The following is a 3,047-nucleotide window of genomic DNA, read 5'->3' as shown; positions in this document are numbered from 1 at the left end:
TCCCATGCAGTTCCCCGATAGCTCAGTTGGTAGAGCAAATGACTGTTAATCATTGGGTCGCTGGTTCGAGTCCAGCTCGGGGAGCCACTTATTCAAAAAGACCGACCAGTGTCGGTCTTTTTTTATGGCTATACTTTACTAATTATATGCCAGAGCTTTTCTGATTCGCTGTTTAAACGGCCTCGTATTTTTTATTCCTGTTCATTTCCCTTTCTGTCCTCTTTTCCTTTTCTGCCCTCTTTTCCGTCAGTCTCAATTGCCGTATAACGAACCTTTAGGGACAACATTCTGCCTCTGTTGATCAACCACTCAGAGCCGGCCAAGGATTCAGCCATGTCAGCCGAAAGCGCCTTTACTTTTTTATCGCCATTTTTATTTTCGGTATTACCCCGGGCCCCGGGGTATTTGCCATCCTGGCCAGAGCCATGAGCGAAGGCGCGGCTAATTGCTTTACCCTCGCTCTAGGCATGGCAGCAGACATCTTTTTAAGTAAGGATGCTCAAGGTGCAATAAAATCCGCAATTAGAGCTTTGCAAGCTGGCGAGCCTAGACTGCAATACCCATTTATTGGAAAGTAGAAAATTCATCTTACTTACTAAATAAGTCTCAACTTGAACTGTCAGATTTGACTAATATGATTAGGTCAAGTTTGGCAGCAGCAAAGGGATTAGCCACTTACCCCTTCGCTATATTTGTTTTTTAAAGTGAACTAAGCGTTTGATTGCTTAATGCAACCAAAAAAGTTAGTGTTATAGAATGACAAGAGTAAATTTTTCACATCAGCAATGCTCAATTGCTCAATGCTTATCAGCGGTCGGAGATGTTTGGTCGTTCCTTATTATTCGTGATGCTATGGCAGGTAAAACGAGATTTTCAGACTTTGAAAAAAGCTTGGGAATAGCAAAAAACATACTGCGCAATCGCCTTTGCCAACTAGTAGAAAATGAAGTAATGCAAAAAGTCGAAGTTGGAAAAAGGGGGAGTCGATATGAATACCAACTTTCTCAAAAAGGAAAAGATTTGTTTCCAATTATGGTAACAATCTACCAATGGGCAGAAAACTGGGTGGACGAGGAAAAACGCAGTGCTTTTTTATTGACAGATCAAAAAGGCAATCCAATAAACAAACTGTCCGTTATTGATGAGTACGGAAATGACTTAACTTATGAAAAAGTAATAAGGCAACCTAAAGTTATTAATCCTTAAAGCGCGTTACAACACAGATAGGCTTCCATTAAATTGTCCAGAAGCAGTAAAGCAGCTTATAACTGCTTTACTACAGGTTCATTAATATTTATAAAAAAGCTAAAACTTGTTTAACAAACAAATCATGGTACTGAAATATCGCGCCATGGCCAGCATTAGGGTAAATACTCATTTGCGAGTTTGGTAATACCTTGTGAAGCTCGAACGAATATTTGGTATCAACCATAATATCCTTATCGCCATTTATGATTAACGTTGGTTGCTGTATATTTGACAACCAATTATTTCCTTTTTTCGCCCAACGCTGAATCGCGCCAACATGTGCTGCCACTACATGTTGGTCCGATCTTTTTACACGATCACTCTTGATACGTGCCCCAAGTCTAGAAACAAACTCATCAGCAGCAATTTGACTTTCTTTTGATTGCGTGAAAAATAAGAAATTTTTTCTATGCTTGTTATTCTTCTGAGCGTACATGAATGACTTCTTTAACAGATTAGGTAATTCATGAGTATTAGCAATATTAGAAGGACCAGTACCTGCTAAAACTAATTTACTTACTAGGTCTGGGTATTTGTGTGCTAACGATTGAGCTACAAAGCCCCCCATAGAGAAGCCAAAAACATGTACGTTACTTAGCTCCAGCGCTTTAATAAAGTTAGCGGCATTGTCAGCCATGCCATCAATCGTAGTATCTACGGTTCCAGTAGAGCCTCCTAGACCTTCATTATCAAATACAATCACTCGATACTCTGTTGCTAAACCATCTACAATAGCAGGGTCCCAATCATCTATTACTGCTAAAAAGTGATTCAGCAAAATAATAGTTTCCTGGTGTTCTACACCTAGCTCTCTATAAGCAAAAGTAACTCCATTTGTACTTATTGATTGAGTCGCTGTACTTGAGTATTGATAAGTTGCATTAGTCTCAGTGGCATTAGTTGACTGATTAAAAATTAGAAGTATTAATGAAATAGTCATCTGTAATAAATTTTTCATTTTCCTTTTCTCTTTGATTATAGTTGCTTTAAAAGACCAAATGTAACCTATCTCACTTGATTTCATAAAGCAACTAAAATTAAAGGCAGGTTAAATCTTTACAAACGAAGCCGTAATAAGGGGGGAATTATGTTGTGTAGGCTTCTGTTTTTTCGCAGTGCTTTCCGAAGAGCCAAAATATCACCAGGATGATTTTGGGATGAGCGTAGTTTTTTAAGAGTAACTAGCTTTAACCTACAAGAGGCAATAACGCACTATAATGAACTTTATGAAAGTCCGCTTTTCGCTCATTACAGCCTGTTAGATATAGTCTAAAAAATAAACTTTAATCAAATCACTAGTTGCTTATGCCAAAATTTAAGGAAGAATTTCGTATTAGCTGTCCCTCTTTTTGTTTGTGTAGAGGTATTTCATTGACTTAAACTGGTGGAATTATATCTTCGTTGAAGCACAACTATGTGTGACAATTTAAACTAAATAAATCGAGTAAAAATAACCGGCCTAATAATTTTTCTTATTTATCAATTAGTAATTTGTGTGATGATTTTTGAATCACAGCATGAAGAGGCTTAGTGCCGCTCGCGGAGATGTTTGGCTTCGCCACCCGGCTGCGATCCCTGAGCCATCGTCGCAGCCTGTTCTCCATGCGCTTGGACCATTTCGCGCTGGTGCCCATCAGCGTGCAGCAACAGCTGGAGCCCTTGCTGTAGGGTTAAACATCTCGGTTACAGCAACGTTTTCCTTCCCGCCTCCCATGCAGTTCCCCGATAGCTCAGTTGGTAGAGCAAATGACTGTTAATCATTGGGTCGCTGGTTCGAGTCCAGCTCGGGGAGCCACTTA

The 3,047-nt window shown here is 39.5% G+C and carries 3 protein-coding genes and 2 tRNA genes; 4 read left to right on the top strand and 1 reads right to left on the bottom strand.

Annotated features, from left to right (window positions below; all coding sequences use genetic code 11):
- Positions 1–11: 11 nt before the first annotated feature.
- Positions 12–87: transfer RNA gene (locus MIB40_RS19265), tRNA-Asn, on the top strand.
- A 669-nt stretch (positions 88–756) separates the two neighbouring features.
- On the top strand, positions 757–1,206 hold the full coding sequence (locus MIB40_RS19255; protein WP_249697126.1) for a winged helix-turn-helix transcriptional regulator: 450 nt from the start codon (positions 757–759) through the stop codon (positions 1,204–1,206).
- An 88-nt stretch (positions 1,207–1,294) separates the two neighbouring features.
- On the opposite strand, the gene MIB40_RS19250 is transcribed toward MIB40_RS19255, so the two are convergent.
- A complete protein-coding gene (locus MIB40_RS19250) occupies positions 1,295–2,206 on the bottom strand; it encodes an alpha/beta fold hydrolase (RefSeq protein ID WP_249697125.1) in 912 nt (303 codons plus the stop codon).
- Between the two features lie 572 nt (positions 2,207–2,778).
- On the opposite strand from MIB40_RS19250, the gene MIB40_RS19895 reads away from it, so the two are divergent.
- Entirely contained in the window at positions 2,779–2,916 is a 138-nt protein-coding gene (locus tag MIB40_RS19895) for a hypothetical protein (protein ID WP_406566480.1), read from the top strand.
- A 51-nt stretch (positions 2,917–2,967) separates the two neighbouring features.
- Positions 2,968–3,043: transfer RNA gene (locus MIB40_RS19245), tRNA-Asn, on the top strand.
- Positions 3,044–3,047 lie beyond the last annotated feature (4 nt).

Origin of the sequence: Aestuariirhabdus haliotis, from assembly GCF_023509475.1 — a bacterium.
GTDB lineage: Bacteria > Pseudomonadota > Gammaproteobacteria > Pseudomonadales > Aestuariirhabdaceae > Aestuariirhabdus > Aestuariirhabdus haliotis.
This window is presented reverse-complemented; position numbering and strand designations above follow the sequence as displayed.

Excerpts from the sequence above, each read along its gene's own strand:
- MIB40_RS19255 (WP_249697126.1), top strand. The coding sequence starts at position 757 with ATGACAAGAGTAAATTTTTCACATCAGCAATGCTCAATTGCTCAATGC.
- MIB40_RS19250 (WP_249697125.1), bottom strand. The coding sequence starts at position 2,206 with ATGAAAAATTTATTACAGATGACTATTTCATTAATACTTCTAATTTTT.